Source organism: Pseudomonas sp. NY5710, assembly GCF_013305665.1.
Lineage (GTDB): Bacteria > Pseudomonadota > Gammaproteobacteria > Pseudomonadales > Pseudomonadaceae > Aquipseudomonas > Aquipseudomonas juntendi.
In genome coordinates, this window is record NZ_CP045554.1 from 4,868,046 (window position 1) to 4,891,013 (window position 22,968).

At 61.8% G+C, this 22,968-nt stretch carries 20 protein-coding genes, 2 tRNA genes and 2 pseudogenes; 5 read left to right on the plus strand and 19 right to left on the minus strand.

The genetic code is table 11. The features are described 5' to 3' along the window. Nucleotides 1-158: 158 nt before the first annotated feature. The 4 genes from GEV39_RS22480 to GEV39_RS22495 all read left to right on the plus strand — a co-directional run bounded on the left by GEV39_RS22480 (nucleotide 159) and on the right by GEV39_RS22495 (nucleotide 3,169). Nucleotides 159-245: transfer RNA gene (locus tag GEV39_RS22480), tRNA-Leu, on the plus strand. Nucleotides 246-332: 87 nt separating this feature from the next. After that, nucleotides 333-419: transfer RNA gene (locus GEV39_RS22485), tRNA-Leu, on the plus strand. A 171-nt stretch (nucleotides 420-590) separates the two neighbouring features. Next, on the plus strand, nucleotides 591-1,604 hold the full coding sequence (locus tag GEV39_RS22490) for an extracellular solute-binding protein (RefSeq protein WP_009681291.1): 1,014 nt from the start codon (nucleotides 591-593) through the stop codon (nucleotides 1,602-1,604). After that, nucleotides 1,604-3,169 (plus strand): ABC transporter permease, encoded by a 1,566-nt coding sequence (locus tag GEV39_RS22495; RefSeq protein WP_173891267.1) that lies wholly within the window; start codon nucleotides 1,604-1,606, stop codon nucleotides 3,167-3,169. Before GEV39_RS22490 ends, GEV39_RS22495 begins: the two co-directional genes overlap by 1 nt. A gap of 64 nt (nucleotides 3,170-3,233) precedes the next feature. Here the strand turns inward: GEV39_RS22495 and GEV39_RS22500 are convergent, their stop codons facing one another. From GEV39_RS22500 to GEV39_RS22580, 18 genes and pseudogenes are all read right to left on the minus strand, one after another. After that, nucleotides 3,234-3,608 carry a hypothetical protein gene (locus tag GEV39_RS22500; protein ID WP_173891268.1) on the minus strand — a complete coding sequence of 125 codons (375 nt, stop codon included), beginning with the start codon at nucleotides 3,606-3,608 and terminating at the stop codon, nucleotides 3,234-3,236. Between the two features lie 155 nt (nucleotides 3,609-3,763). After that, complete coding sequence (locus GEV39_RS22505; RefSeq protein WP_033690021.1) at nucleotides 3,764-4,141, minus strand: hypothetical protein; 378 nt, start codon at nucleotides 4,139-4,141, stop codon at nucleotides 3,764-3,766. Then, the gene (locus GEV39_RS22510; protein ID WP_173891269.1) at nucleotides 4,138-5,112 is read right to left on the minus strand and encodes a hypothetical protein; all 975 of its coding nucleotides are present in this window, start codon (nucleotides 5,110-5,112) and stop codon (nucleotides 4,138-4,140) included. Before GEV39_RS22510 ends, GEV39_RS22505 begins: the two co-directional genes overlap by 4 nt. Before the next feature lie 9 nt (nucleotides 5,113-5,121). Beyond that, nucleotides 5,122-5,610: an Hcp family type VI secretion system effector gene (locus GEV39_RS22515; protein ID WP_173891752.1), complete on the minus strand. Its 489-nt coding sequence runs from the start codon at nucleotides 5,608-5,610 to the stop codon at nucleotides 5,122-5,124. Nucleotides 5,611-5,859: 249 nt separating this feature from the next. Next, complete coding sequence (locus tag GEV39_RS22520; protein WP_009681299.1) at nucleotides 5,860-6,312, minus strand: DUF2867 domain-containing protein; 453 nt, start codon at nucleotides 6,310-6,312, stop codon at nucleotides 5,860-5,862. A gap of 186 nt (nucleotides 6,313-6,498) precedes the next feature. Beyond that, nucleotides 6,499-7,014, minus strand: a pseudogene (locus tag GEV39_RS26645) (methyl-accepting chemotaxis protein); the annotation flags it as partial. A 342-nt stretch (nucleotides 7,015-7,356) separates the two neighbouring features. Continuing rightward, nucleotides 7,357-8,097: pseudogene (locus GEV39_RS26650) on the minus strand (HAMP domain-containing protein); the annotation flags it as partial. 585 nt (nucleotides 8,098-8,682) lie between these two features. Continuing rightward, nucleotides 8,683-9,975, minus strand: a complete 1,293-nt coding sequence (locus GEV39_RS22530; RefSeq protein WP_009681301.1) for an adenylosuccinate synthase — start codon at nucleotides 9,973-9,975, stop codon at nucleotides 8,683-8,685. A 56-nt stretch (nucleotides 9,976-10,031) separates the two neighbouring features. After that, complete coding sequence (locus tag GEV39_RS22535) at nucleotides 10,032-11,219, minus strand: ATP phosphoribosyltransferase regulatory subunit (protein ID WP_009681302.1); 1,188 nt, start codon at nucleotides 11,217-11,219, stop codon at nucleotides 10,032-10,034. A 301-nt stretch (nucleotides 11,220-11,520) separates the two neighbouring features. Continuing rightward, nucleotides 11,521-12,390 (minus strand): protease modulator HflC, encoded by an 870-nt coding sequence (gene hflC, locus GEV39_RS22540; RefSeq protein ID WP_009681303.1) that lies wholly within the window; start codon nucleotides 12,388-12,390, stop codon nucleotides 11,521-11,523. Further along, nucleotides 12,390-13,571, minus strand: a complete 1,182-nt coding sequence (gene hflK / locus GEV39_RS22545; RefSeq protein WP_173891271.1) for an FtsH protease activity modulator HflK — start codon at nucleotides 13,569-13,571, stop codon at nucleotides 12,390-12,392. Before hflK ends, hflC begins: the two co-directional genes overlap by 1 nt. Nucleotides 13,572-13,667: 96 nt before the next feature. Then, the gene (gene hflX, locus GEV39_RS22550; RefSeq protein ID WP_009681305.1) at nucleotides 13,668-14,969 is read right to left on the minus strand and encodes a ribosome rescue GTPase HflX; all 1,302 of its coding nucleotides are present in this window, start codon (nucleotides 14,967-14,969) and stop codon (nucleotides 13,668-13,670) included. 12 nt (nucleotides 14,970-14,981) lie between these two features. Then, entirely contained in the window at nucleotides 14,982-15,242 is a 261-nt protein-coding gene (hfq, locus tag GEV39_RS22555) for an RNA chaperone Hfq (RefSeq protein ID WP_003258160.1), read from the minus strand. A gap of 94 nt (nucleotides 15,243-15,336) precedes the next feature. Next, nucleotides 15,337-16,308, minus strand: coding sequence for a tRNA (adenosine(37)-N6)-dimethylallyltransferase MiaA (gene miaA, locus GEV39_RS22560; protein ID WP_029887991.1), 972 nt, complete (start codon nucleotides 16,306-16,308; stop codon nucleotides 15,337-15,339). Between the two features lies 1 nt (nucleotide 16,309). Further along, entirely contained in the window at nucleotides 16,310-18,208 is a 1,899-nt protein-coding gene (gene mutL / locus GEV39_RS22565) for a DNA mismatch repair endonuclease MutL (RefSeq protein ID WP_173891272.1), read from the minus strand. Further along, nucleotides 18,205-19,635: an N-acetylmuramoyl-L-alanine amidase gene (locus GEV39_RS22570; protein WP_173891273.1), complete on the minus strand. Its 1,431-nt coding sequence runs from the start codon at nucleotides 19,633-19,635 to the stop codon at nucleotides 18,205-18,207. The genes mutL and GEV39_RS22570 overlap by 4 nt, the downstream gene beginning before the upstream one ends. Nucleotides 19,636-19,646: 11 nt before the next feature. Next, the gene (gene tsaE / locus GEV39_RS22575; RefSeq protein WP_173891274.1) at nucleotides 19,647-20,120 is read right to left on the minus strand and encodes a tRNA (adenosine(37)-N6)-threonylcarbamoyltransferase complex ATPase subunit type 1 TsaE; all 474 of its coding nucleotides are present in this window, start codon (nucleotides 20,118-20,120) and stop codon (nucleotides 19,647-19,649) included. Further along, a complete protein-coding gene (locus GEV39_RS22580; protein WP_173891275.1) occupies nucleotides 20,108-20,968 on the minus strand; it encodes an NAD(P)H-hydrate dehydratase in 861 nt (286 codons plus the stop codon). The genes tsaE and GEV39_RS22580 overlap by 13 nt, the downstream gene beginning before the upstream one ends. A gap of 65 nt (nucleotides 20,969-21,033) precedes the next feature. On the opposite strand from GEV39_RS22580, the gene queG reads away from it, so the two are divergent. After that, complete coding sequence (gene queG / locus GEV39_RS22585; RefSeq protein ID WP_173891276.1) at nucleotides 21,034-22,098, plus strand: tRNA epoxyqueuosine(34) reductase QueG; 1,065 nt, start codon at nucleotides 21,034-21,036, stop codon at nucleotides 22,096-22,098. 248 nt (nucleotides 22,099-22,346) lie between these two features. On the opposite strand, the gene GEV39_RS22590 is transcribed toward queG, so the two are convergent. Further along, the gene (locus GEV39_RS22590) at nucleotides 22,347-22,958 is read right to left on the minus strand and encodes a trimeric intracellular cation channel family protein (RefSeq protein ID WP_003249516.1); all 612 of its coding nucleotides are present in this window, start codon (nucleotides 22,956-22,958) and stop codon (nucleotides 22,347-22,349) included. Nucleotides 22,959-22,968: the final 10 nt, after the last annotated feature.

Below are 22,968 nucleotides of genomic sequence, written 5' to 3' on the forward strand. Positions count from 1 at the left end.
CAGTGGAATCAACAAGTTGAAATTTTTGAATTTTTTTTTGCCAAGGGGGTTTACAGCCCCCCAAGCCGTCCGTATAGTGCGCACCACAACGACGGACTAGCCCGAAGTTGTAATAGAGATTAGCGGCGCTGTAAAGCACCAAATAATCTCGAATGTGTGCCCAGGTGGCGGAATTGGTAGACGCGCTGGTTTCAGGTATCAGTGACCGCAAGGTCGTGGAAGTTCGAGTCTTCTCCTGGGCACCAAGTATTTCAAGTAACAGATGACCAAGGATCTGTTACTACTGTGTGAAAGCGAACGATTGTCGCCTTCTCCAGATGATGTAAAGCTTTGCCCAGGTGGCGGAATTGGTAGACGCGCTGGTTTCAGGTATCAGTGACTTAACGGTCGTGGAAGTTCGAGTCTTCTCCTGGGCACCATACAAAAACCCACTAGCTTGCTAGTGGGTTTTTTCTTGCCTGCGATTTTTGTACCCTCCCCCCCCCTTGCACCATGGTCTGACGATGAATTTATCGTCACCCGGCCACATGAGAAACGATTTCGTTTACCATTGTTTCCAAATATGTTGCCGTAAGCGAGGAAGTACCCGCATGACGATCCGCCCGCAACCGCTGATGCGTACCTTGGCCGCCGCCGTGCTGAGCCTGGTCATCGGCGCTCCGGCCGCCATGGCTGACGCACCGGTCACCCTGACCATGTACAACGGCCAGCACAAGGAAATCGGCGAAGCCATCGCCAAGGCCTACGAGGCCAAGACCGGTATCCACATCAATATCCGTAAAGGCAGCAGCAACCAGCTGGCCAGCCAGATCATCGAGGAAGGCGATCGCTCGCCGGCCGACATCATCTACACCGAAGAATCGCCACCGCTGAACAACCTGGGCGAGCTGGGCCTGCTGGCGAAAATCGACGACGCCACGCTGAACATGCTGCCCAAGGAATATGTGGCTGCCAACGGCACCTGGATGGGCGTTACCGCGCGCACCCGCGTGGTGGTCTACAACCCGAAGAAGATCGACGAGAAAGACCTGCCGACCACCGTCATGGACTTCGCCAACCCTGACTGGGAAGGGCGCGTAGGCTATGTACCGACCAGCGGTGCGTTCCAGGAGCAGGCCGTTGCCATCCTGAAGATGCACGGGCGTGAAGCCACCGAAGAATGGCTGACCGGCCTGAAGGCCTTCGGCAAGACCTACACCAACAACATGGTCGCGCTGAAGGCCGTGGAAAAAGGCGAAGTGGCTGCCGTACTGGTGAACAACTATTACTGGTATGCCCTGGAGCGTGAGCGCGGCAAGCTCGATTCGAAACTGTACTACCTGGCCGACGGCGACGCCGGCAATCTGGTGACCATCTCGGGCGCCGCGGCCGTGAAGGCCAGCAAGCACCCGAAAGAGGCCCAGGCCCTGCTCAACTGGATGGCCAGCGAAGAAGGCCAGCGCGTGATCACCCAGACCACCGCCGAGTACCCATTGCACAAGGGCATGGTCTCGGACCGCGGCCTGAAACCGTTCGATGAACTGCGCCCGCCGAAGATTTCGCCAGCTGACCTGGGTAATGCCGAAGAAGCCATCGAGCTGGAACGCGAGGTCGGCCTGCTCTGATGACCGCCGCCCTGTCCACCCCGCTGCCGGTACGCTTCGTACCGCGCCGCAAGCGCCCTTCGATCTGGGTCGTGCTGCCTGTGCTGTTCCTGGTGGCGATGAGCTTGCTGCCCCTGGCTTATGTGGCGATCAAAGCCTGGGAAGCCGGCTGGCACGAAGCCCTGTACTTGCTGTGGCGGCCCTTTGTCTGGGGGCTGATGCGCAATACCCTGCTGCTGATGGTCGGGGTAACGCTGACCTGCATGGTGGTCGGCCTGGCGCTGGCCTGGCTGCTGGAGCGCAGCAACCTGGCCGGTCGCCGGCTGTGGGGGGTGCTGCTGTGCCTGCCGTTTGCCGTACCGTCGTTCGTCAGCAGCTTCACCTGGGTATCGCTTAGCTCGGACTTCGAAGGGTTGGGCGGGGCGATCATGGTCATGGCCCTGTCCAAGTACCCGCTGGTGTTCCTGCCGGTGGCCGCGACCCTGCGCAATCTCGACACCTCCCTGGAGGAGTCGGCGCGCACCCTGGGTTGTAGCCGCTGGGGCGTATTCACCAAGGTGACCCTGCCCCTGCTGTGGCCATCGATGCTCGGCGGTGCCCTGCTGATTGCCCTGCACATGCTGGTGGAGTTCGGTGCGCTGTCGATTCTTGGCCTGCAAACCTTCACCACGGCGATTTACCAGCAGTTCGAACTGGAGTTCAGCAACGCCAACGCGGCCATGTTGTCTGCCGTCCTGTTGGCGATGTGCCTGGTGATGCTGTGGCTGGAGCTGCGCGTGCGCGGCAAGGCCCGCCATGTACGCATCGGCCAGGGCGTGGCACGCCGTGCACAACCGGTGCGGCTGCGTGGTTGGGCAGTGCCGGCGCAGCTGTTCTGCCTGGGCCTGGCAGTGCTGGGCAGCGGCATTCCCCTGGCCATGCTCGGCTACTGGCTTAGCGTAGGTTCGTCAGCGGCATTCCCGGTGGCGGCCATTTCCAAGGCGCTGTTCACCTCACTGTCGGTGTCACTTGGCGGTGCCGGCTTCTGCGTGCTGTTGGCGCTGCCGATCAGCTTCCTGGTGGTGCGCTACAAAGGCCGCCTGGCGATCTGGGCCGAGCGCCTGCCGTACCTGCTGCACGCCCTGCCCGGCCTGGTGATCGCCCTGACCCTGGTGTTCTTCGCCTTGCACTATGTGCCGGCGCTGTACCAGACCACGGCACTGTTGCTGCTGGCCTATGCACTGCTGTTCCTGCCGCTGGCGCAATCGCCGGTGCGCACCGCGCTGAACAAGGCTTCGCCAACGCTGGAAGAAGCTGCGCGTACGCTGGGTGCGAGCAGTTTTGCCGCGTTCTGCCGGGTGACCCTACCGATTATCTTCCCGGCCATGGCGGCAGCGTTTGCCCTGGTGTTCCTGGATGCCATGAAAGAGCTTACGGCAACGCTGCTGCTCAGCCCGACCGGCATGACCACCCTGGCGACCGAGGTGTGGGCGCATACGGCAAACGTCGAGTTCGCGGCGGCGGCGCCTTATGCGGCATTGCTGATTGTGGTGTCGGGGTTGCCGGTGTATTTGCTGACTACGCGGATGTACCTGAACAAGGCTTGAAAGCTTGCCCAGGCTGCCATGTGGCCTGGGCACAAGCCTGAGTACTTGAGACTTCATCACAAGTTCACTTTAAAACTCCCACCAGCCAGTTGAAAGCAAAGAACAAGGTCGTCGACACTACAAGCCCCATCCAAGACGGCAACAAAACTCTTTTAATAGGCCTTGGAAAATTCTCGAGATCTGAAACATCTGCCACACCTTTTCGAACAAACAACCCTGGAATCATCAGCATATTTGCCGCCAGGCAAGTACGCATTAATTTTCCAACAAGACCAGCCGCTGAAAAGTTTTCCCTGTTATTCTGAATATACTTGCATTTCGCTAAAGCTTTTTCGATAGCCTCTATAGATCGACAAGCTAAGTAAACCATCACACACACGCTGATTGCCATACAAGCGAGCAGGATAGACGCGATTATCGTCAAAGCTTCGGCACTCATTCTCGCACTTTTCCTTCAGGCCCGGCTGACACTATACCCCGGTGCCTGGCACTGCACTAGTAGGTAACTAACCAAGACTATTGTGCGAAATTCCTTACAAATTTAACGATGAAGACAGCTCGCTTCCGCTCACCGCAGGCTCCAGCCGAAAACTACTAATAGCCTACCAATTTCAACCACACCCAAAGACCAATGAGCGATAAAAAAACAGCCACATGAACAAACCACAAGCCAACTAGCATACGCCGCAAACCACCAGGAAACCTCTTTACATCCTGACGATCCAGAAGGCCTTTACGAATACAAATCGCCCTCATCGACAACATGACGGACGCCGAACCGGTACGCATCACTTTACCTAGCAAGCCGGCGGAGCTAAAAATCCTTTTGTTACCCGAAACCATTGAACTATTAGAAAGTAACGATTCTATGTAATTTACATAACGAACTGAAATATAAATCCACACAAATATGACTATAAACATAGCTACCATCAAAGGAAGACCTAACCACCTCGTGTCGAAGCTAGTCATTGCGGCACCTCATATAACAACTCACCAACCATCTCACCGATATCACCTACGGCCGTACCGCCTATAGCACCACCAACAGCACCGCCAATCACAGTACACGCGAGAGCCCCCGGACCTCCTGTAGTCACACCGAGGAAAAGCACGCATCCAGCACCACCTATAAATCCACCAATCGATCCGCCAGCGATTGATCCACCTGTACTGCCAACCAGAGAGCCTCCTTCTACATACTTGGCCCTTCTGCAGTCTTCAGGACGCCCAAAGGTACACGCATGATGGATACTCAGTCCCGTTGACGCCACATCGAGCCCCAAACCGATGTAAGTACCCTTCTTTATCAAATTCGCTGCTTTCGATACACCCGCGACCTTCTCGGCATATCCAGCAATCTCACCTGTATGTAGATAGCTCTTGGTGGATATCTCAAGCGTTCTTTTCATCGAGCCTTTTTTTCGTAAGCCTGAACCATGCGCAGCCACTTTGTTCAGTTGCTCCTCCAACTTAACAAACAACGCCATTCGCTTGGTATAAAATTCTTCACGCGCTTTCAGTGTTCCACCTTTCAAATACTCCCGATGTAACATCTCGATTTCTTCCAAAGTCTTCTTGATCGCTTCAAGGTATCTGCTCCAGCCGTCGCTCACAGCGCCAGCTCCCATGGAAGCATGGGCGAGCAGGCTTTTCAAAAACTCGTAGTTATCCAGAAGAAAGTCATCTACCCCTGCGCCGTTAATCTCAAGCTGATGATGTATTCCCGCCGCCTTAGCCATCAAGAGTGCTTCATGACCTGTGCACATGGGCGTGCTGGGATCACCAACAATCACAAGCTCCCCGCCGACAACCACACCATTGGCGATATGTGCATTCAGCACATCAAACTTGGCCCGCTGATTGGCCGACATGGGCGTGCCAGCCTTCAGCGACTCATACGATTGCGCCTGAGGATTGATAAAGCTGCGTGCCTCGGACATGGTCGCACCTCACGCGTACTTCTTGTTGTTGATGCGGTCCCAACCCCCAGTGACATTACCGCCGGCGCTGCCATCGAGACGTTTCTGCCGGGTGTAGGTTGTCTTGATGCGCCCGTAGTTCAGCTGCACCACTTCAATTGGCACGCCGGCGCTGGCGCTCTGGACATAATCGGCAATGATCACTTCCTCCAGCACCACTTCGTAGTACTTGAGCTTTTCGGTACCGGCACGGCACACCACCAGCTTCACTTCCTTCAGGTGCTGCCCGGCACAGCTAGCCTCCAGCAGCTTGCAGCTAGCACTGTCCAGGTATTTGGTGAAGGTAAAGTTGGTGAGTGTGGTGCGGCCTGATGATGCGCCACCCGCTGAGCTTGCGGTGGCAGAGGTGCTCTGATTGGCACCGAACTTGTAGCCGATGATTTCGATCCAGTTGGCGTACTGCTCGTCCAGTGCTTCGCCAGTGATTCCCGCGATTTGAATATAAGCGTCGAAAGCCATGCTTACCACTCCTTGGTAAAAATTGGGCTGATAACGACGATGTTCCGACATCGCCGTCCTGAGGTTGTTCCTGAAGAAAGCGGCGAAGTTTGCCGAGTGCCTTCAGGCAAGATCGACACTAGCTCCCTGCGTCTAGCGCTGCAACAGCAAACACTCTAACGAGACCTATTCGGGAAATATCCTACAATTTTGAGGAAGATGCAGACTTGATCACGTAAATGAATGTTTCACCTTCATATTCAGCGCTGTCTACAAATTCGCCAACATCCGACGCACAATCAGGCCATGTACCTGGCCAACCGGCAGCATGTACAGCCGGCCAAAGGCATTGAAACACCGCACCGACGTGGTCACTTTCAAGCGCTGCCCATTCACATCCATGCAGACCATCACCGCCAAGTGCGTATCGCGCGACGTCAGCACCAGTTGCTGGTCGCTGATGGCCTCGACAGTGAAGAAGTCCAGATGCTCGCCGTCGGCTGGCACATGCCCAGGATTCTGGGGAGTGAAGCCATGGATATCGGCGACATTGAATCGACGCGAGATGAAGTCACGAATGCGGAAGGCCTTGGCCAGCCAGGCGGGAACATCCGAGGTCATGGCGCAGTAGGCTTGCAGGGCGGTCATCGGGGCAGTGAGCTGTATGCTGGCACTGTGGAGAAAATCGAGGTCTGCCTGGGCGGCGACCAATTGGGCGGACATGAGCAACTCCCTTTGTCATGTGTCGCTGACAGCATAGCAACATGACTCGCTGTAGGAGCGGCCTTGTGTCGCGAAAGGGCCGCGAAGCGGCCCCAGCAATAGATGTGTTTACGCGAATATCCTGGGACCGCTTTGCGGTCCTTTCGCGACGCAAGGCCGCTCCCACAAGAAGAGACTGCGCAGGATTCAGGCCCGGAACTGGCCCAGGCTGGCGCGTAGCTGAGCCGCCAAGTCATCCAGCACCTTGCTGCTGGCCGTGGTCTGCATCACCACCTCAGCCGAGCGTTCGGCCTGGGCATGGATGTTCTCCACCCGCCCCCGCACCGCCTGTGCGCCATGGGCCTGTTGTTCGGCAGCGCGAGTCGCCAAACCAATGGCCGCGTGAACTTGCTCCACCGCAGCCTGCACCGACTGCTGGCGACGTTCGTTGTCGCGCAGCACCAACAGGCCTTCACTGGCCTTGAGCCCGGCCTGGCTGATAGTAGCCACGGCCTCCTTGGCGCCCTTCTGTAACGCGGCGATGTGCGACTGTATATCGCCAGTGGAGCTTTGTGTCTTGCTCGCCAGCGCCCGCACCTCATCGGCCACCACGGCAAACCCGCGCCCGGTCTCACCTGCCCGGGCCGCCTCGATGGCGGCGTTCAAGGCCAGCAGGTTGGTCTGCTCGGCGATGCCGTGAATAACCGTCAGCACCACTTCGATCTGCTCACTCTGCTTGGCCAGGCGCTCGATCACCTGGGAGCCCGTCTCCACTTGGCCGGCCAGGTTCTCGATCAAGCTCGCCAGCTGGGTCGAGCTGCGGCTGTTCTCGTCGGTGGCCTGGCGAATATCCACCACCTGCTGCAGAGCCGCCTGCATCGCATGGCTTTCGGCCTGCGCCTCATCGGCCATGCTCGACAGGTCACGCAGGCTGGCTGCCACTTCATCACGCTGCAGCGCGGCAGCAGCATCGGCGCCGGCATTGCGCTGGGCCATCGCGCCTATCTCCACGCCGGTACGCTGCGCCACTTCGCCCGCCTCTCGCACGATTGGCTGCAGCTTGTCGACAAAACGGTTCACCGCCGAGGCCATGTCGCCAATTTCATCGCGGCTGTCGAGCGGCACGCGCTTGGTCAGGTCGCCCTCGCCCGCCGCAAGGTCATTCAGGGCAGTTATCAACAGGCGCAACTTGCTCAGCACCCGGCGCCCCAGCACCACGGCCACGACCAGCAATACACCTAGCCCCACCACCGCTAGGCCCAGGCCGATGCGCCAGCGCAGCTCGGCAGCGGCATCGCGTACGGTCTGCGCAGTGTTGACCTGCATTGCCGCTGCACTGCCCTGTGCTTTCTCCAGGCGTTCGCGCAAGGTGTTGCCGCTGTCGGCGGCAGCACCGTTCAGGCTGTCGCCAACCAACTGTTCACCACTGGCAATCAGCGCCGAAAAGCGCTGGTCAAGGGCCTTGAGTTCCTGGTCGATGCCTGCGGTGGAAACCCCCATGACCACTTTGCCGATTTCCGCACCATTGGGGTTGATCGGCGCTTCCACGAAGTACACCGCCGGGTCGCGCCGGGCGGCGTCGATCACCTTGTCCAGCGCGCGCTCGCCTTGGCCTTTCTCCATCAACGCCTGGTTGATCGGGTTTTGCCGGTTCAGGTAGCGGGTCAAGTGCTGGCCCTGGGCGTCGTCGTAGATCACGAACAGCACATTGGGATTGCGCTGGGCGCGGCGGGCGAAGTCGGAGAGTACCGGCACGTCGTTATCCCAGATCGCCCGCGGGGCGACCGAGGCCAGTAACTCGGCCATGTCGCTGGCCGAATCCTTGAGGTTCTTCTCCAGGGTGCTGCGCAGTTGCTGCTGCTCGCTTTGCAGGCGCGTCGCCAACCCCGCGCTGAGGCGCTGGCGAGTGCTGCTGGACAGGCCGTCGAGGCCCGAACGTACATCTTGCCCGGCTTGCTCCAGCTCGCTGGCGAGTTGGCGGCTGTCATTACCCAGGCGCTCGCCAAGGTCGGCCTCCAGGGCAGTCACCGTGCTGCGGGTGAGGGCAACGGCAACCAGCACCTGCACCAAAAGCGCGATACCAAGGGCAACAAACACAGGCCGCAGAAGGCGGCTTCGTAACAGTGAGAGGATGGCAGACACGTTGTAACCCTCGTGTTTTCTGGCGCCACTATTTTGATGGCATCGTCAGATGTTTCTTACAGCAAGGGTTGTGCCGGGGGGAGCAGGGATATGCGCCAAGGTTGAGCAACGGGGTTGCCTGGGCTGGTCCTATCGCCGGCAAGCCAGCTTCCACAGCAAGCCCACAGCGCTCAAGGCAGGCATACGCCACAAACAAAAACGCCGCAGCCCCTTTCAGGGCCACGGCGTCAGATCAGCCTGGAAGGCAGGTCAGGCGAACGGATGACGCAGAACGATGGTCTCGTTGCGGTCCGGGCCGGTCGAAATGATGTCGATCGGGGCGCCGACCAACTCTTCGATGCGCTTGATGTAGTTACGTGCAGCCTGTGGCAGCTCTTCCAGGGTTTTAACGCCCAGGGTCGACTCGCTCCAGCCTGGCATCGCTTCGTACACCGGCTCCAGGCCGATGTAGCTGTCGGCATCGGAAGGTGCATCGATGACGGCACCGTTCTCGTTCTTGTAGCCAACGCAGATGTTGATGGTTTCCAGGCCGTCAAGCACGTCCAGCTTGGTCAGGCAGATGCCCGAGATGCTGTTGACATCGATGGCGCGACGCAGGATCACGGCGTCGAACCAGCCGCAACGGCGAGCACGGCCGGTGGTGGAGCCGAATTCGTGGCCACGCTTGGCCAGGGTAGCGCCGGTTTCGTCGAACAGCTCGGTCGGGAACGGACCGGAGCCCACGCGCGTGGTGTAAGCCTTGGTGATGCCCAGGATGTAGTCCAGGTACATCGGGCCCACGCCGGAACCGGTGGAGATACCACCAGCCGTGGTGTTGGAGCTGGTGACGTACGGGTAGGTACCGTGGTCGATGTCCAGCAGCGAACCCTGGGCGCCCTCGAACATGATGTCCTTGCCGGCGCGGCGCAGGTTGTGCAGCTCGGCGGTGACGTCGAGCATCATCGGCTTGAGCTGTTCGGCGTAGGCCATGCACTCGTCCAGGGTCTGCTGGAAGTCGATGGCCGGCTCTTTGTAGTAGTTCACCAGCTGGAAGTTGTGGTAATCCAGCAGCTCACCGAGCTTGGCAGCGAAACGCTCGCGGTGGAACAGGTCACCCACGCGCAGGCCGCGGCGGGCGACCTTGTCTTCGTAGGCTGGGCCGATGCCGCGGCCAGTGGTGCCAATCTTGGCTTCGCCACGGGCTTTTTCACGGGCCTGGTCCAGGGCCACGTGGTACGACAGGATCAGCGGCGCTGCCGGGGAGATTCGCAGACGCTCGCGCACCGGTACGCCCTTCTCTTCCAGCTTGGTGATTTCACGCATCAGCGCATCCGGGGCAACGACCACGCCGTTGCCGATCAGGCACTGTACGCCTTCACGCAGGATGCCAGACGGAATCAGGTGCAGAACGGTTTTTTCACCGTTGATCACCAGGGTGTGGCCCGCATTGTGGCCACCCTGGTAGCGCACTACGGCGGCAGCATGTTCGGTCAGCAGATCGACGATCTTGCCTTTGCCCTCATCACCCCACTGGGTGCCCAGGACGACGACATTCTTACCCATTACATTGGTCCTCATTCACGCAAACTTGGTTGCCGGCCTGTCGCCGACGCAGAAACTCACTGGGCCAGCGGCAGAACCTGCCAGCGCCCGTCTTGCTGAATCAATTGCCGATCACAATCCGCCTCGAGAGCAGCACTCAACGGCTGGCCAGGCAAAGCCTGGACCACACGCTGGCCCTCGCTGCGCAACTGGCAGACTTGCTGCCAGAGGGCCGCGTCGCCACTGTCGGGCATCCAGATCCCGCCAGTTGGCAATACGACCTCCGCTCGCCCCAGTGTGACCAGGGTCTTCAAATCCGTGGAGAAACCTGTGGCTGGGCGTGCCCGGCCAAAATCGGCGCCGATGTCGTCATAGCGCCCGCCCTGGGCAATGGACTGACCCTCGCCCGGTACGAACACGGCGAACACCACACCGGTGTGGTAGTGGTAACCGCGCAGCTCACCGAGGTCGAAGTACAGCGGCAGTTCTGGGTAGCGCGACGCCAGCCGGTCCGCGATCGCCAGCAGGTCGTCCAGCGCGGCCAGCACGCTGGCCGGGGCGCGCCCCAGGCGCACGCGCGCTTCGTTCAGCACTTCACGGCCACCGCACAGCTCGACCAGCGCACGCAACATGTTGCCCAGGTCCTTGGGCAGGTCGGCAGTCAAGGCTTGCACCTCATCGACCGACTTGCGTTGCAGCGCATCGAACAACTGCTGCTCCACTGCCCCGGACAGGCCGGCCGCCCGGGCCAGGCCGCGGTAGATGCCGACGTGGCCAAGGTCCATGTGCACGTCCGGCACGTCAGCCAGTTGCAGCGTGGCGAGCATCAGGCTGATGACTTCGACGTCGCTGGTAGGGCTGGCATCGCCGTAAAGCTCGGCACCCAGCTGGATCGGGCTGCGCGAGGTGGACAGTGCGCGCGGCTGGGCGTGCAGCACGCTACCGGCATAGCACAACCGACTTGGGCCTTCACGGCGCAAGGTGTGCGCGTCGATACGGGCCACCTGCGGGGTGAAGTCGGCGCGGAAGCCCATCAGGCGGCCGGACTGCGGGTCCACCACCTTGAAGGTGCGCTGGTCCAGGTCCTGGCCGGCGCCGGTCAACAGCGACTCCAGGTACTCGATATGCGGGGTGACGACCAGTTCGTAGCCCCAACCCTGGAACAGGTCCAACACCTGGCGGCGCGCGATCTCGATACGCGCAGCCTCAGGTGGCAGTACTTCCTCGATGCCATCTGGCAGCAGCCAGCGGTCTACCGTTGCCATTACGCCATTTCCCCTCTGGTCCGGGCGGCTTGCCAGCAGGCGAGCCGTCAGTAAAGCCGGTATCGCGCACAGCAGCGGGCAGCACTGATCCCAGCGCAGCCACCGTACCCGATACCCTCGAATTGCCTTGCGCGCTGAGCAAACCGTCAACCGGCGCTGTGCCAATCAACCTTGCAGACGCAAAAAAGCCGGGAAATTTCCCGGCTGCCTCATGATACACCCCTTTTCATACAGGATGCACCCCGCCTGGTGTTTTAGCTGCCAGGCGGAGCGCTGCCGCATGAAAATCAGGGCCTGAGCATTACGGCTTGCTCTTGTCCAGGAAGCGGAAGAACTCGTTCTTCGGATCCAGGACCAGCACGTCGCTCTTGCTCGAGAAGCTTTCGCGGTACGCCTGCAGGCTACGGTAGAACGCATAGAAGTCTGCGTCCTGGGTGTAGGCCTTGGCATAGATGGCGGCCGCCTGGGCGTCGCCGTCACCGCGGGTTTCTTCCGCTTCGCGGTACGCTTCGGCCAGCAGCACACGGCGCTGGCGGTCGGCGTCGGCACGAATACCTTCGGCCAGCTCGTTACCCTTGGCGCGGTGCTCGCGGGCTTCACGCTCACGCTCGGTACTCATGCGGTCGAACACGCTGCGGTTGACTTCCTTCGGCAGGTCGATGGCCTTGACGCGCACATCGATCACCTCGATGCCCAGCTCCTTGTTGGCCATGCGGTTCAGCGATGCGGTGATGTCAGCCATCAGTGCGTCGCGTTCACCGGATACCACCTCGTGCAGGGTACGTTTACCGAACTGGTCACGCAGGCCGCTTTCCAGGCGACGCGAAAGGCGCTCGTCGGCGATCTGCTTCATGCCCGACGTGGCGGTATAGAAGCGCTCGGCGTCCTTGACGCGCCACTTGGCGTAGGCGTCGACCATCACCGCTTTCTTCTCCAGGGTCAGGAACCGCTGGGTCGGGGCGTCGAGGGTCATCAGGCGAGCGTCGAACTTGCGTACTTGGTTCACGTACGGGATCTTCACGTGCAGGCCTGGCTGAACATCTGCCTGGACCACCTTACCGAAGCGCAGCAGCACTGCACGCTCGGTCTGGGACACGATGTAGAAGCTGTTCCAGGCCACGATGGCCAGGACCACGGCAGCGATCAGGGCGATCAGCGATCTGTTGCTCATCAGCGGCTCTCCCTAGTGCGCAGCGGCTGCTGTTGCTGTTGCATGTCCTGCGCCGCACGCGCGGCCGCATCGTTGGCCGATGGCGATACGCCGGTGGTTGGCGCGGACGCGTTGCGGCTGCCTTCGACCATTTTGTCCAGCGGCAGGTAGAGCAGGTTGTTCTGCCCATCCTTGGTTGCCACCATGACCTTGCTCGAATTGCTGTAGACCTCTTGCATGGTCTCCAGGTACAGACGCTGGCGGGTCACGTCAGGTGCCTTGCGGTACTCGCCGAGCAACTTGCTGAAGCGATCGGCCTCACCCTTGGCGCGGGCGATGACTTCGTCACGGTAGCCGTTGGCGTCTTCGATGATGCGCTGCGCCTGACCGCGGGCTTCCGGCACCACGCCGTTGGCGTAGGACTCGGCCTGGTTGCGGGCGCGCTGCTCGTCTTCGCGGGCACGGATCACGTCATCGAAGGCTTCCTGCACTTCACGCGGGGCTGCCGCGCTCTGCACGTTGACCTGGGTAACGGTGATACCCGTGCGGTAGTTGTCGAGGAAGCGCTGCAGGCGCTCGCGGATATCCACGGCCATCTGCTCACGGCCTTCGGTGAGCACCTGGTCCATCGAGGTGGAACCCACCACGTGGCGCAGGGCACTTTCGGTCGCGTGTTGCAGGCTCACCTCAGGCTGGTCGACGTTGAGCACGAAGTCCTGCAGGTTGCTGATCTTGTACTGCACGGTCAGCGGCACCTCGACGATGTTCTCGTCTTCGGTCAGCATCTGGCCCTGCTTGGTGTAGGCACGCTCACGCGTGACGTTCTCCATGTACTTGCGATCGATCGGCGGGAAGTAGATGTTCAGGCCGGGACCGACCGTCTCATAGTACTTGCCGAAGCGCAGCACCACGGCCTGCTCCTGCTCGTCGACCACATACACGGCGTTGTACAGCCAGATGGCAGCCAGCACCGCCAGGCCGATGCCCAGCAGGCCAAGGCCACCGCCCTTGCCGATGTTGCGGTCACCGCCGCCACGTTTCTTCTTGCCGCCGAACATGCCATTGAGGCTGTCCTGCAGTTTGCGGAAGGCCTCGTCCAGATCCGGCGGACCTTTCTTGTCACCACCGCCGCCACCGCCACCACGACGGCCGCCCCAGGGATCCTGATTGTTCGAGTTGCCACCCGGCTCGTTCCAAGCCATAGCGCTCTCCATCTGATAAAGCAAAGACGCGCCCACGGCGCGCCGTCCAATGCTACAGAATGCCTGTCACTGCTGCCCGGCGACCTCGACGGGCATTTATTGCAAAGTGTGTTGCTCGACAAACACTTGCGGCTCCATGCCTTCGCGGCTGACCAGGCGATTCAGTTCGACCATGGGCAGTCGCACGCTCAGCAGGCTGCGCCCTTCTTCATCATGCTCTTCACTCTGCACCGCACCCAAGGCAAAGAATTGCGCGCGCAAGCGGGCAAAACGCTGCTCCAGGCAAAGGGTACCGACAAACAGATCTTCCCCCAGCAACTCGGCTATCGCCTGGCCGACCAGCTCCAGGCCACGCCCATCGCGTGCCGATACCCAGACCCGTTCCGGCTTGCCATCGGCATTGCGCTGGATCTGTGGCTCGACATCTTCGAGCAGGTCGAGTTTGTTATACACCTCGAGGATCGGCAAGCCTTCGGCACCAATCTCGCCCAATACCGCCAACACTTGCTCGATCTGTTCCATGCGCTCGGGCTCATGGGCGTCGATCACATGCAGCAACAGGTCGGAGTTGCTCGACTCTTCGAGCGTAGCCCGAAATGCCTCGACCAGCTTGTGCGGCAAATGGCGAATGAAGCCCACCGTGTCGGCCAGCACGATCGGGCCAAGGTCGTTGAGCTCGAGCCGGCGCAAGGTCGGGTCGAGGGTAGCGAACAGCTGGTCCGCGGCGTACACCTCGGATTCGGTCAGGGCGTTGAACAACGTGGACTTGCCGGCGTTGGTGTAACCCACCAGCGACACCGAAGGGATGTCTGCACGCTTGCGCCCGCGCCGTGCCTGCTCGCGCTGGCTACGGACCTTTTCCAGGCGCGACTTGATCTGGCGGATGCGCACGCGCAACAGGCGCCGGTCGGTTTCCAGCTGCGTTTCACCCGGGCCGCGCAGGCCGATACCACCTTTTTGCCGCTCCAGGTGAGTCCAGCCACGCACCAACCGCGTGCTCATGTGCTCCAGCTGGGCCAGTTCGACCTGCAGCTTGCCTTCATGGGTACGCGCCCGTTGGGCGAAGATATCGAGGATCAGCCCGGTGCGGTCGAGCACACGACACTCGAACACACGTTCAAGGTTGCGCTCCTGGCTGGGCGTGAGGGTGTGATTGAATATCACCAGGTCTACCTGTTCGGCATGGACCAGGTCGTGCAGCTCTTCGACCTTGCCACTGCCAATCAGGTATTTGGCGGAAGGCTGATGCCTTGTCACCGTGACCAGCGAAATGATGTCGGCACCGGCCGACAATGCCAGTTCCTGAAACTCCTGCGGGTCTTCGCGCGCCTCAGGGTTCTGACCTTCCAAGTGAACGAGCAACGCCCGCTCACCACCACCGTGGCGCTCAAAGAACAATGCAGGCTCCTATCAGGCGTTGCCTGGCTCGCTGTCACCATGCTCGGAATCGGACGGGCTTGGCAGGCGAACCGGACGGGCTGGCACCACGGTCGAAATGGCGTGCTTGTAGACCATCTGGCTCACGGTGTTCTTCAGCAGTACCACGAACTGGTCGAACGACTCGATCGAACCCTGCAGCTTGATGCCGTTGACCAGGTAAATGGAAACCGGGACCTTCTCTTTTCTCAAAGTGTTCAGGTAAGGGTCTTGTAGCGAATGCCCTTTTGACATATGCCGCACTCCTGTAAGGATAAATAATAGAAAATCAATGAAAACGATAAATTAGGCCGCCCCTTCGCAAGAATAGACGGCAATCAGCAGGGACTCAGCTCAATATGGAGATGGGCCCTAGGTATTTCAAGGTGCGGGACAGATTGTCGCAGGCCAGGCTGTCAAGCCAGTGTACGTCAGGCCAGCCACGCAACCAGGTGAACTGCCGTTTGGCCAGCTGCCGGGTCGCGATGATACCGCGTTCACGCATTTCACTCTCTGACAGCTTACCGTCCAGGTAATCCCAGACTTGCCGATACCCCACTGCCCGTATAGACGGTAACCCGGCGTGCAAGTCACTTCTGGCTCGCAGTGATCGGACCTCGTCGATAAAGCCCTGTTCCAGCATCTGCGAAAATCGTAACGCAATTCGCTGATGCAAAATGTGACGATCTGTAGGAGCGATCGCCAAGCTGGCGACAGTATAGGGCAAATGCCCGCCAGCGCCTGCGTCTGCACCGCGACTTTCAGCGAATTGACGTTGCCGGTGGGCCGTCATGCTCTCACCGCTCACCCGGTAGACCTCCAATGCGCGGATCAACCGCTGCGGGTCGTTGGGGTGAATGCGTGCCGCCGACACCGGGTCGACCTCGGCCAGTTGGCGGTGCAACTCGCCCAGCCCCAAGGCCGCAGCCTGGGCTTCAAGCTCGGCACGCACGCCCGCATCGGCCGCTGGCATGTCGGCAAGGCCGTCGACCAACGCCTTGTAATACAGCATGGTACCGCCGACCAGCAGCGGAATTTTGCCGCGCCCGCTGATCTCGGCCATGGCCTGCAGGGCGTCGGCGCGAAACTGCGCGGCCGAGTAGCTTTCGGCTGGGTCGCGGATGTCGATCAAGCGATGCGGGTGGGCGGCAAGGACTGCTTTCGACGGTTTGGCCGAACCGATGTCCATGCCGCGGTAGATCAGCGCCGAATCAACGCTGATCAGCTCGCACGGCAGCACTTTGGTCAGTTCGATGGCCAGGTCGGTCTTGCCGGCGGCCGTCGGACCCATGAGGAATATCGCTGGGGGCTTGCCGCTCATTTCATCGACCGCGCAGGAAAAGTTTGTCCAGGTCGTCCAGGCCCATCTGGGTCCAGGTGGGACGGCCGTGGTTGCACTGGCCGCTGCGCTCGGTGTTTTCCATATCGCGCAGCAGGGCGTTCATCTCGGGAATGGCCAGGCGCCGGTTGGCGCGTACCGCGCCGTGGCAGGCCATGGTGCCGAGCAGCTCGTTGAGGTGGGCCTGAATACGGTCGCTGGTGCCGTATTCCATCAGGTCGGCCAGCACATCCTGCACCAGGCGGTTGGCCTCGGCCTGCTTGAGCAAAGCCGGGATCTGGCGGATGGCCAGGGTTTCCGGGCCCAGGCGCTGCAGTTCGAAGCCCAGGCGCTGGAACCACTGCGCGTGCTCTTCGGCGCAGTCGGCTTCGCGCTGGCTCAGGGCCAGGGTTTCCGGCACCAGCAGCGGCTGGCCGCTGAGGCCCTCGCTGGCCATGGCTACCTTCAGGCGCTCGTACATGATGCGCTCGTGGGCGGCGTGCATGTCGACCAGCACCAGGCCGACAGCGTTCTCGGCCAGGATGTAGATACCCTTCAGCTGCGCCAGGGCATAACCCAGCGGCGGAATGTCGCCCTGGCTTTCAGGCAGGGTGGCTGCCGGGGCGGCGCCATTGTCCAGCGGCTTGTAAAACTCGCGGTACACCGCTTGCGCCTCGGCCGCCGGCAGCGGTGGCGAGGGCCGCGGAGTGTACTGGTACTGGTAACCGGCACCACTGCCGCCATTGCTGGCCGTGTGTTGCGGTGCACGTGGCTGCTCGAGCACGGGCGAAGCCAGGCGCATTTCCCCCTGCGGGCCGAACTCACCGGCCTGCTGGCCAGAGGCGCGAATCGCCTCAGGCACCGCAGCCGGGGCGGCCAGTTGGTCTTCCGGGCGCACATCGGCCAGGGCCCGGTGCAGGGTACCGTACAGGAAGTCGTGCACCGAACGCCCTTCGCGGAAGCGCACTTCATGCTTGGTCGGGTGCACGTTGACATCGACGCCGTTGGGTTCCAGTTCAAGGAACAGCACAAAGGTCGGGTGCCGGCCGTTGAACAGCACGTCACGGTAGGCCTGGCGCACGGCATGGGCCACCAGCTTGTCGCGCACCGCACGGCCGTTGACGAAAAAGTACTGCAGGTCGGCCTGGCTGCGCGAGAAGGTCGGCAGCCCAACCCAGCCCCACAAGCGCAGGCCGTTGCGCTCGACGTCGATAGGCAGCGCCTGTTCCATGAAGCCCGGGCCGCAGATGGCTCCCACCCGCCGCGCACGCGCCACTTCATCATGGGCCTCGTGCAGGCTGAGGATGCTCTTGCCGTTGTGGCGCAAGTGGAAGCCGACGTCGAAACGCGCCAACGCCAGGCGCCGGATGACCTCCTGCAAGTGATCGAACTCGGTTTTCTCGGCCTTGAGGAACTTGCGCCGCGCCGGGGTATTGAAGAACAGGTCACGCACTTCGACCGAAGTACCCACCGGGTGGGCGGCCGGCTGCACCCGCGGGAGCATGTCGCGGCCTTCGGTTTCAACCTGCCAGGCTTCTGTCGCACTGGCGGTACGCGAGGTCAGGGTCAGGCGCGCCACCGAGCTGATCGAGGCCAGGGCTTCGCCACGGAACCCCAGGCTCAATACGCCTTCAAGGTCTTCCAGCTCACGGATTTTGCTGGTGGCATGACGGGCCAGCGCCAGCGGCAGGTCGTCGGCAGAAATACCGCTGCCATCATCCCGCACCTTCAGCAGCTTGACGCCGCCCTGCTCCACTTCCACATCGATGCGCCGGGCACCGGAGTCCAGGCTGTTTTCCAGCAGTTCCTTGGCTACCGAGGCCGGCCGCTCGACCACCTCACCCGCGGCAATCTGGTTGGCCAGCCGCGGGCTGAGCAGCTGGATGCGCGAACCACCACTCATTGCGAAGCCAATGTGGTGGCAGGGATATCCAGACGCTGGCCGACCTTCAGCTCATCGGACTTCAAGCTGTTGGTGTTGCGCAAGCTGGCCACACTGACCTGATAGCGCACCGCCAGCATTGCCAGGGTTTCGCCTGGGCGCACCGTGTGCTCACGTGGGCCGGCGGCGATCTTGCCGGTATCGCGCAGCCAGGCGATATAGGTGCCAGGCGGCGGGTTCTGCTGGAAGAACTGGCGCACCCCGGTATGAATCGACCGCGCAAGCGCTTGCTGATGGCTGCGACTGGCCAGCTTGGCCGCCTCGTTGGCGTTGGAGATGAACCCGGTCTCTACCAGGATCGACGGAATATCGGGCGACTTCAGCACCATGAAGCCAGCCTGCTCCACTCGCTGCTTGTGCAGCGAGGTGATGCGGCCCATGTTGCCCAGCACTTTCTGCCCGACGTTCAGGCTGGAGCTGAGCGTGGCCGTCATCGACAGGTCGAGCAGCACACCCGCAAGCATGCGGTCCTTGTCGTCGAGGCTGACGTTGCCGGCGCCCCCGATCAGGTCAGAACGGTTTTCCGTGTCTGCCAGCCAGCGTGCGGTTTCGGAGGTAGCGCCACGGTCGGACAGGGCAAACACCGATGCGCCGAACGCAGCCTTGGACGGCGCGGCGTCGGCGTGGATCGAAACGAACAGGTCGGCGCCCTTCTTGCGGGCGATTTCGGTGCGTTTGCGCAGCGGAATGAAGTAGTCACCGGTGCGGGTCAGCTCGGCGCGGAAACCCTTCTCCGTGTTGATCTGGCGCTGCAGCTCCTGGGCAATCTGCAGCACGATGTCTTTCTCATGCTGGCCGCGCGAGCCGGAAGCACCCGGGTCCTCGCCGCCATGACCGGCGTCGATGGCAATGACGATGTCGCGCTTGCCGCTAGGTACCGGCGGCAGCTTGATGGCTGGCTGGGTCGGCGTGACCGGGACCGCTGGCGTGGTGGCAGGCGTTTGCACCGGGGTCGGTGGTGGGGTTGGCGCCGTTGCTGCAATGGCATCGGCTTCCTGGTCGTACAGGTCGACCACCAGGCGGTTGCCGTACTGGGCATTGGGCGCCAGGGTAAAGCTTTTGGGGGTGACCGACTTTTTCAGGTCGACCACCACACGCAGGTCGGTCGGCGTGCGCTGGGCCGAACGCACGCTGCTGATCGGCGTGTTGGAGGTCGCCACTTTCAATGGCGCCGCCAAGGTCGCGCCATTGATGTCGATAACCAGGCGATCGGGTGCGCTCAAGGTGAAGACGCTGTGCTGCACGGGGCCAGACAGGTCGAAGACCAGCCGCGTGTTGTCTGGCGCGCGCCACAGGCGCATGCTCTTGACTTGAGTGACGGCCAGAGCGTCAACGGTCACCGTTGTCAGCAGCAGCCCAACGATGGCGACCAGTGCGCGTATGCGCATACCTACCCCACTTACTGTTTATAGTGTTTGGCCAGTGCCACGCACCAGGCCTCGCCGCGAGCCCCCTGCGGCGACAGGTTCAGCGAGCGTCCGCCCGCTTGGGGGCTTATGGTAATGGTCAGGTCGGGCTTTGGCAAAACGCCCGCACCCTTTTGTGGCCACTCGAACAGGCACAACGGGTCGCCCTCGAAATAGTCACGAATCCCCATGAACTCCAGCTCCTCCGGATCGACCAGGCGATACAGGTCGAAGTGAAAAGCTCGGACATCGCCGATCTCGTAGGGTTCGACCACGGTGAACGTCGGGCTTTTCACTGCACCAGTATGGCCCAGGCCACGGATCAGGCCACGCGAGAGCGTGGTTTTACCAGCCCCCAGGTCGCCTTCCAGGAAAATGACACCGCGACCACCGGTCACTTCGGCCATTTTTGCACCGAAGTCGACTGTAGCCGCTTCATCGGCCAGAAACAGATTTAAGCCACACACGCAGAATGCTCCTCCAACAACGCTCGAATGACCGGCGCCAGATCGCTGGCCGCCAGGCCTCTACCTTCAACCCCCAAACGCTCACCGGCACAGGCGTGAAGCCAGGTACCCAGGCAGCCGGCACTCCAGGCGTCCAGCCCTTGGGCCAGCAACGCCGCCAGCACCCCGGTCAGCACGTCGCCCAGGCCCGCGCCGGCCATGGCCGGGTGCCCGCGCTCGCACAGCATCAACTGGCCGGACGGGTGCGCCACCAGGGTGCCTGCCCCTTTGAGCAGGCACACACTGTTGTAGCGCCGCGCCAGCTTGCGCGCAGCGCCCGGCCGGTCGGCCTGCACCGCTTCGGTGGAAATGCCCAGCAGCCGCGCCGCTTCCCCGGGGTGAGGGGTGAGGATGCTACCGCTGGGCAGGGCCAATGGGGTGCCTGCCAGCAAATTCAGGGCGTCGGCGTCCCACACCTGCGGGCGCTCGGCGTTCGCCACTGCCGACAACAGGCTCCGCCCCCAGGCAGCCTGCCCAAGGCCAGGGCCCACCACCAGTACCGTGGCGCGCTCCAACACGCCGACCAGTTGGTTGGCCGACTGTACCCCCAGGCACATCACCTCAGGCAGGCGGGCCAGGCTCGCGGGTAGATGTTCGGGCCGGGTCGCCACGCTGACCAGGCCGGCGCCACAGCGCAAGGCGGCTTCGGCGCTGAGCAGCACAGCGCCACCGGTGCCCAGGTCGCCGCCCACTACCAGCACATGGCCGAAGTCGCCTTTGTGCGCATGCGGGTGCCGTGCCGGCAGGTGTGCGACAGTCACGCTGCTGAGCAGTTGCGGGGTATTGCCAGGGTGTTTGGTCTGCGGCATGGGGTCAAAGGCTCCAATGTCTGGCAGAATTATACGCACCTGAGCCCGTATTGCCTTGCCCATCCATGCCTGCCTCTACACCTGACCTCGCCCAACTGGCCCAATCGATCAAGATATGGGGCCAGGAACTCGGTTTTGCCCACGTCGGCATCGCCGGGGTCGACCTTGGCGAACACGAACAGCACCTGCAACGCTGGCTCGATGCCGGCTACCAGGGCGAAATGGAGTACCTGGGTGCCCATGGCGGCAAACGGGCGCACCCCGACCAACTGATCCCCGGCACGGTACGCGTGGTCTCGCTGCGCATGGACTACCTGCCCGGCGATACGCAGATGGCGCAACGCCTGGCGCAACCGGAAAAAGCCTACGTGTCCCGCTACGCCCTGGGCCGTGACTACCACAAGCTGGTGCGCAAGCGCGTGCAATTCCTGGCAGACCGTATTCAGCAAGCCATCGGCCCGTTCGGCTACCGCGCCTTCGTCGACAGTGCCCCAGTGCTGGAGAAGGCCCTGGCCGAGCAGGCCGGGCTGGGCTGGATCGGCAAGAACACCCTGCTGCTCAACCGCAAGGCCGGCAGCTACTTCTTCCTAGCTGAATTGTTCGTTGACCTGCCGTTGCCGGTGGACGAGGCCACCACCAGTGAACACTGCGGGCGTTGCCAGGCGTGCCTGGACATCTGCCCGACCCAGGCGTTCGTCGGGCCCTATGTGCTGGATGCGCGGCGTTGCATCTCGTACCTGACCATCGAGCTGAGGGGGCCGATTCCTGTCGACCTGCGTTCGATGATGGGTAACCGTGTATTTGGTTGCGATGACTGCCAGATCGTATGCCCGTGGAACCGCTTCGCCAAGCACAGCCAGGAGCAGGATTTCCAGCCGCGGCACGGGCTGGAGAATGCCGAGCTGGCGGGGATGTTCCTGTGGGATGAGCGTACCTTCCTGCGCAAGACCGAGGGCGGGCCGCTACGCCGGGCTGGCTATGAGCGGTTCTTGCGCAACCTGGCGGTGGGCTTGGGCAATGCGCCGTCGACGATACCGGTGATCGAGGCGCTGAAGGCGCGGCGCGAGGATGCGTCGGAGCTGGTGCGCGAGCATGTCGAGTGGGCGCTTGCTCGGCACGGCATTCAATAGCTACTCGGCCCACTGTGGGAGCGGGCGCGCCCGCGAATTTGGCAACTCGGTGGATGCACCGGCTGCGCCGGTGTTCGCGGGCATGCCCGCTCCTACAGGGACCGCTCCGGGCCTGGGGCAGGTTTACTGCTGGTCGTTGTGAGAGCGGGCGCGCCCGCGAAGCAGGCAACTCGGTGGCTGGCACCGGCTGCGCCGGTGTTCGCGGGCATGCCCGCTCCTACAGGGACCGCGCCGGGCCTGGGGCAGGTTTACTGCTGGTCGTTGTAGTGGAACTTGGGCATTTCCCAATGGAAACGAATCGCCAGCAAGCGCACCAGAAACCCGCCAAAGAGGGTCAGCAGCATCGCCTGCTCCGCCGGCACCTTGAAATACACGCAGCCCAGGTAGAACCACGCCGCGGCGAACGACACGCTGGCGTAAAGCTCGCGGCGGAACACCAGTGGGATGTCGTTGCAGAAAATATCGCGCAAGATCCCGCCGAACACACCGGTAATCACTCCGCTGATCGAGGCCACCAGCATGCCCTGCCCCATTTCCAGCGCCGTCATACAGCCAATCAGGGTAAACGCCACCAGCCCCAGCGCGTCGAGCACCAGGAACAGCGAGCGCAGGCGGCGCATCATCGGCGCGATGAAAATGGTCAACAGGGCAGCAAAGCTGGTCAACACCAAGTACTCGGGGTGTTTCACCCAGGTCAGCGGGTAGTGCCCGAGCAACACATCGCGCACCGACCCGCCACCCAGGGCGGTAACACAGGCGATCAGCACCACGCCGAACCAGTCCATGCCGCGACGCCCGGCAGACAACGCACCGGTCATGGCTTCGGCAGTGATGGCAATGAGGTAGAGCATCAGCAACATGGTGCGGGTC